At 63.0% G+C, this 6,266-nt stretch carries 8 protein-coding genes; all 8 read left to right on the forward strand.

Translation table 11 applies throughout. The features are described 5' to 3' along the window. Positions 1-10: 10 nt before the first annotated feature. The 8 genes from AB0I23_RS38395 to AB0I23_RS38430 all read left to right on the forward strand — a co-directional run bounded on the left by AB0I23_RS38395 (position 11) and on the right by AB0I23_RS38430 (position 5,743). Positions 11-439: a DUF6325 family protein gene (locus tag AB0I23_RS38395; RefSeq protein WP_359117247.1), complete on the forward strand. Its 429-nt coding sequence runs from the start codon at positions 11-13 to the stop codon at positions 437-439. A gap of 80 nt (positions 440-519) precedes the next feature. Continuing rightward, complete coding sequence (locus AB0I23_RS38400) at positions 520-819, forward strand: SHOCT domain-containing protein (protein WP_359117250.1); 300 nt, start codon at positions 520-522, stop codon at positions 817-819. Between the two features lie 124 nt (positions 820-943). Continuing rightward, a complete protein-coding gene (locus AB0I23_RS38405; protein ID WP_359117253.1) occupies positions 944-1,741 on the forward strand; it encodes a tyrosine-protein phosphatase in 798 nt (265 codons plus the stop codon). A 104-nt stretch (positions 1,742-1,845) separates the two neighbouring features. Beyond that, the gene (locus tag AB0I23_RS38410) at positions 1,846-2,757 is read left to right on the forward strand and encodes a hypothetical protein (protein ID WP_359117256.1); all 912 of its coding nucleotides are present in this window, start codon (positions 1,846-1,848) and stop codon (positions 2,755-2,757) included. Between the two features lie 188 nt (positions 2,758-2,945). Continuing rightward, positions 2,946-4,466, forward strand: a complete 1,521-nt coding sequence (locus tag AB0I23_RS38415; RefSeq protein ID WP_359117259.1) for a recombinase family protein — start codon at positions 2,946-2,948, stop codon at positions 4,464-4,466. 77 nt (positions 4,467-4,543) lie between these two features. Next, positions 4,544-4,876 carry a hypothetical protein gene (locus AB0I23_RS38420; RefSeq protein ID WP_359117261.1) on the forward strand — a complete coding sequence of 111 codons (333 nt, stop codon included), beginning with the start codon at positions 4,544-4,546 and terminating at the stop codon, positions 4,874-4,876. Positions 4,877-4,968: 92 nt separating this feature from the next. After that, entirely contained in the window at positions 4,969-5,184 is a 216-nt protein-coding gene (locus AB0I23_RS38425) for a hypothetical protein (RefSeq protein WP_359117263.1), read from the forward strand. Between the two features lie 133 nt (positions 5,185-5,317). Beyond that, a complete protein-coding gene (locus AB0I23_RS38430; RefSeq protein ID WP_359117266.1) occupies positions 5,318-5,743 on the forward strand; it encodes a hypothetical protein in 426 nt (141 codons plus the stop codon). The last annotated feature ends 523 nt before the right edge of the window (positions 5,744-6,266 follow it).

Genomic DNA, 6,266 nt, shown 5'->3' on the forward strand with positions numbered 1-6,266 from the left:
GGAAACGCCCGTGACTGTGGGACCTGTGGAGTACCTCGTCGTCGCTTTCCCCGGCAGTCATTTCACCGGGGCCATCGCGCCGGCGCTGGCGGACGCGGTCGCCTCGAGGGCGGTGCGGATTCTCGACCTCACGTTTGTGTACCGCGCAGAGGACGGCACGCTCGACATGGTCGAACTGGAAGACCTCGACCCTGATGACCTGGTGTCGTTCGAGCCGGTCGAAGGAGTGGTCAGCGGCCTGTTGAACAGCGAGGACATCCAGGCCCTCGGGGAGAGGGTCCCGCGGGGCAGCTCTGCCGCGCTGATCGTGTGGGAGGACCTGTGGGCTGTACCGCTCACGGAGGCCGTCCGCGCCTCGGGCGGCCGGCTGGTGGTCCATGAGCGGATCCCGGCCGACGTCGCGGAGGCGGCAGTGGCCGCGTCCGGTTCCACCGGCTGAACCCGCCCCGCCATGGCCGTCGCCATCACCGCATCGCACTGGAAGGGGTGCACAGCATGCCGATTTTCCGAGGACCGGGCATGAATCGCCGCGGACCGGGACTGCTGGGCACCGTGGCGCGCACAGCCGTCGTCGCCGGAACCGCATCGGCGGTCGGCGGACGGGTCCAGAGGCGTCAGCAGGAAAAGTGGGGAGCCCAGGAGGCGGCCGCACAGCAACAGGTGCAGGAGCAGCGGGCCGTACAGCAGCAGGCGGCGCCGTCCGGGCCTGCGGCGGACGATCTCCTCGGCCGACTGGAGCGTCTGGCCGAGCTGAAGAAGCAGGGCATTCTGACCGAGGCCGAGTTCGAGGAGCAGAAGGCGAAGATCCTGGCAGGCTGACCCGGCCGCCGCCCACCGCCCCGCTCCCGGCGTTTTCTTTTGTCGATCTCCCGGCAGCCTGCGAGTTGATTCGGTCGAGCCGCGTCAATTCATCAGCCGTGTCCGGAATAAGGGGAAGTGCATCGTGCAGACCGCCAGACCCGTTCCGGCAGCCACCGTCATCAATATGCGCGACCTGGGCGGTATTTCGCTGGGCCGCGACCGCAGCGTCCGGCCTGGTGCGGTGGTGCGCTCCGGGCAGCTCAATGAGCTCGACACAGTGCACGACCAAGCGGTGACCGACCTCGGCATCCGTACGGTTGTCGACCTGCGGACCGCGGATGAGCGCACGGCGGCCCCGGACCGGCTGCCGCCGGGGGCCCGGCTGTTCGTCGCCGACGTCCTCGGCGACAATCCGGGCGTGGCCCCCGCCCGGCTGCGCGCGCTGCTCGCCGACCCGGTAGCTGCGGACGAGCTGCTCGGGGGCGGAAAGGCCGAGGAGCTGTTCGCGCGGACATACCGGCAGATGGTGCTGTCGCCGGGCGCCTCGGCTGCGTACCGGGCCTTCGTCGAGACGGCCGCGGACGACGGGGCCCGTCCGGTGCTCTTCCACTGCACGGCGGGCAAGGACCGCACCGGCTGGGCCACCGCGTTGCTCCTGCTGATGGTCGGGGCGTCGCGCGAGGTCGTCCGTGCGGAGTTCCTTGCCGTGAATCCAGTGGTGCGGGCCGCCTTCCGCCCATACGTGCAGGGCTTCCTGGACGCAGGTGGCGACCCGGAGATCGCCGCCGCGATCATCGAGGTCCGCCCCCGCTATCTCGACATCGCGCTGGATGCCATGGACGAGCGGTGGGGCGGGCTCGACGGATATGTGCGCGACGGGCTGCGGATCCCCGAGTCCGTGGTGGAGCGGCTGCGGACCCGACTCGTGGTCTCTGCCTGATCCCGAACCGGCCGTCGATGGGATACACGGGTTGACTTAATACCCCTAGGGGGTATGTTGATGACTCGTTGGAAGCTCCTGCTTCCCGTCGATGGAGGGCCGTCATGAACAACGGACTGAAGATCACCGTCTTTGCCACCGCGCTCGCCGCGACCTTCGGGACGGCGTACGGCGTCGGCAAGGGAGTGGAGCCGCTGGTCTCCACCGGCGCTCACGCGCCACAACAGCACAGCGGTCACAACGCCACCGGGCGGGACGGCGCGGCCGGTCATGCGCCCGGCGGGCTGCAGATGTCCGAGGACGGCTACACGCTGGCGCTCGAAACACCCACGGTCGCCCCGGGCGGCCGAACCGGGATCCGGTTCGCGATCGAGGACGACGCCGGCCGCAAGGTCACCGCCTTCCAGCGCGAACACGGCAAGGAGCTGCATTTCATCCTCGCCTCGCGCGACCTCGCCGAGTACCGGCATCTGCATCCCGTCCGCGCGGCCGACGGCACCTGGTCGACCTCCGTCGACCTGCCGAAAGCCGGTGACTACCGGGCATTCGCGGACTTCACCCCGGCCACCGAAGGCGCCGAGAACCTCACGCTGGGCGCCGATCTCCCGGTCTCCGGCACCTACCGCCCCGCCGCTTTGCCCGCCGCCCGTACCACGGCCGAGGTGGACGGCTATCGGGTAGCCCTCGGCGGCGAACTCCGGGCCGGTCGGGAGAGCGAACTCGAACTGACCATCAGCCGCAGCGGAAAGGCGGTCACCGATCTGCAGCCCTATCTCGGCGCGTACGGGCACCTTGTCGCCCTGCGTGCGGGCGACCTCGCCTATCTGCACGTCCACCCGAACGACGGGGGCCCCGGACCGACGGTCTCCTTCATGGCGACGGCGCCCAGCGCGGGGACGTACCGCCTGTTCCTCGACTTCCAGCACGAGGGGAAGGTCCGCACCGCCGCCTTCACTGTCGCGGTGGAGCCCTCGGCGAAAGCCCCGACCGGGGCGGACGGTGGGCACCAGCACTGAGAGACCGGCCCTCGGTATCGTGGGAGGACGACATCACGGGTTCTCCGAGAGGGGCGTACGGTGACCGAGCGCAAACCCCCGGGTGTCAGCTTCGAATCATGGGTCGACAAACAGATCCAGGCTGAATGACAAAACTGAGCTACCCTTGACCAGGGGGACAGGGAGTCTCCGGGGGAGGGGAACAGCCAGTGAGACGGGTCCTGTTCGCAGAGCGCATTAGCTCTGACAGGGGAGAACGTTCGGAGAGCGTTGAAGCTCAGGACGAGAAGCTGCGCCAACGTGCGGAGACAGAGGGAGTCACGGTTGTTGGCGTGGCACAGGATCTGTCAGTGTCGGGTGACGTTGACCCATTTGCCAGGAAGGGGCTTGGTCCCTGGCTGACAGAAGAGGGCCGCGGTAAGTGGGATGAGTTGTGGGTCACCACGCAGGATCGTTTGTCTCGTAACGACATGCACGCACATGCCTTTATGGCACGTCTGTTCCGGGACTGGGGTAAGAAGGTTGTCATCCTGGACAACCCTAACCTTGACTTCAACTCTCCTGCCGGTAGAGCCATTGCCTATGTCCAGTCCATCGGACCCGCCATGGAACTGGACAGGATCAGGACTCGTATCAAGGACAGTCACGAACGGCGTAGGTTCACCACACGGTGGACAGGCGGCATCCCCCCGTTCGGCTACCGCCCCGTACAGAGGTACGTGGACGGCAAGACAGTCACCTACCTCGAACGTGACCCTGAAATGGTCGAGGTGTTGCAGGAGATGCGACGTCAGATCGTTGCCGGTCAGTCCTTCTTCTCTGTGGCCAAGTCTCTGAACGAGAAGGGCGAGCACACGGCACGGGACCGGGCCCGTATCCGTAAGGGCAAGCCCGTACACCGACGGGGCGCAGAAGAAGGCGTACCGGAGCAGTGGAGTGAAACAACCATCAAGTCTCTGCTACGTGACCCTGCCTTGCTCGGCCATAAGAAGCACAAGGGGGAAGTGCTCTACGACAGTCAGGGTCTGCCTGTCCAGGTGGCAGACCCCGTCTTCACTGACGACGAATGGTCGACCCTACAGACCGCGGTTGAAGCCCGTACCCGGACCACAGTGCGACGGGTCAACGGCACGGCACCACTGTATGGGGTTGTGTTCTGCGGGGAGTGTGGCAGCAAGGCTATCCATAAGTCTTCCCACCACACTCCGTCCGGTGTGGACTACCGCTATTACGTCTGTGGTGCCTGGCCCAAGGAGAACCGTTGCCGTGGCATCTCGGTACGTGCCGAGGAACCAGAGGAGTTCATCGAGATTGAGTTCCTCCAGAGGTACGGCATGGAACCGGTGACCGAACGGATCTGGGTCCCTGGTTCGGACAACACCAAGGAACTTGAGGGAGTACGTAAGCGCATCTCTCGTCTGCGGAACCTCTACGTGGAAGGGGAGTTCGACGACAGCCCCAAGGAGTACAAGGACCGTATGCACGCTCTGAGGACACGAGAGACAGAGCTGTCAGCAGAACCTGTAGTGGAAGGTCACTGGTCTGAGAAGGCTACCGGCCAGACGTTCCAAGAGCTCTGGGCCGGCTTGGACTTGGAGGGACAGAGACTTCAACTGATCAAGTCTGGATACAAGGTTCTCGTTGGGCGGAAGACGTTCACCATCACACCGGAACCTGAGACACCACAGGAGCGGACAGCCAGGCTCAAGCGCCTTGGCTACATGAAGTGAGCCACGGCACATCAGCCAACGACCCGTCAGGGAATAACCACGGCACACCTGTTGTTGTGCGTAGCGAGGGGGACAGGATGCTGGACAAGATCAGGGCGTGGGAACCGGGTGCGGATCTCTCCGAGGCACTGGAGATGATCAGCACTGGCGCCATCGACACGACTCGAACATGGGTTGAGAGTAGTTCCATGGTGGTGACGGAGTGCCTGGGTACTCCTTTCGGTAGGTACTACATCCTCGTTATCACGAATGATGTGGACGCAGACGACATCGAGGAACTGCACCGACTTGAGTCTGAGTTGGGTCAGCCTCTCGGAAACTGCATCATCGAGAAGGAGCACCACGATAATCCTCACCGCTTCTTCCCTGGCAGCCAGAGTTTCGACCTTCTGACCGTGTACGCCGGGTAGTCGCTCTGCGACGTAACTGAATAAGCAGTACCAGAAGGGCCCTGTCACCGGCAGGGCCCTTTTCATGTCCGATGACTGAGAGGACAGGACAAGTGACAAAGGCAGATAGGGCACTTGCCATTGAACGCGTTGGCTCGATGGCATGGGGTGGCGTCATGACCGTACAGGCCGCGGTGTGGTTTGTGGCCGGTCTTTTGCAGGTGGACTATCCCGAGGCAGAGAACTTGGTGGCAAACGCCATGGTTGCGGCCATGGCATCAGAAGTAGACACGAACCTTATTCGTATTGGGGAAACAAATGGCAACTGAGCAGATGAGCAGTGACACGATGACGGACAGCCCCTGGTTTGCTGGGAGCCCGTGGGATAGGTGCATCCCTGGATTTTCTGACAGTGACACTCGGGCAAAGGAGAAGGAGCCGGCAGAGGTACGCCCTTCTGGCATGACCGCGGAGGAAGAGGCCCAGGCGCTTGCAGAATTCCATGCGGAGATGGATGCCGAGGCAGAGCAGACAGAAGAGGCGCCCGAGGTCATTGCTAATGACACTGCCGCGGCATCGGATGATAATTGGGAGGACATGACCAAGCGACCTAACGAATGGATTCAGATTGTCAACCGACAGGACATCCCGGATCGTGCCGTCCGGGTTGCAGTTGCCTTGGCTAGCTTTGGTGGGGGAGGGAACACCAAGGACGTATTTCCCACCATTGACACCTTGGCCGAGATGGTCCCGCGGCAGCGTAGGACCGTAGCCGAAGGTGTAGCCGATCTGAGGAAGGCAGATCTCATCCGGGAGCAGAGCCGAGTGTTCAACGGGCCTGTCACGTACAAGCTTGGGACTACCCGGAACCAAGGGGGCTCGCAGTAACCCCCCTTGTCAGGTGGGGTGTATGCACGTACTTGCATATACCTATGTGCACGTACTTGCATGGGGTGTATGCATGAACTTGCACACTAACTTCTAACTTAACTTCCCTACCTCCTTAAAGAGGTAGGGAAGCTTTAGAACTACTACTAGTAAGAAGGTTCCTTGGCGATCTGATGAGCCAAGGGACTTACCGAGATCTTTTGAGTAAGTAGTCCTGTCTTCGATCTTTTGGGATCTCAGACACCAAGGCAGGGACTGAACGGAGTGAGGGATCAGACGAACCAGGTAGCTCTTTCGGGAGCTACCGGTGAGACACCACCAATTATTGGTGGAGAGGAGTGGCAACGACTCAATACCTTGTTCCGCCCCCGTCAAGGCAGCTGTGTGGCCTCCTGGGGGCCTGTGGGTACCTTCCTAGTTCTGTGTCCACTGAGCCCGGATCCACCGGCTTGATGCCTGTGGATAGCTTCTCCGAAAACGAGGAAGTGCCCTGTGACCTGCGATGATGGGAGTTCTTCACGCT

The sequence above is a fragment of the Streptomyces atratus genome, from assembly GCF_040655115.1.
Classification (GTDB): domain Bacteria; phylum Actinomycetota; class Actinomycetes; order Streptomycetales; family Streptomycetaceae; genus Streptomyces; species Streptomyces atratus_D.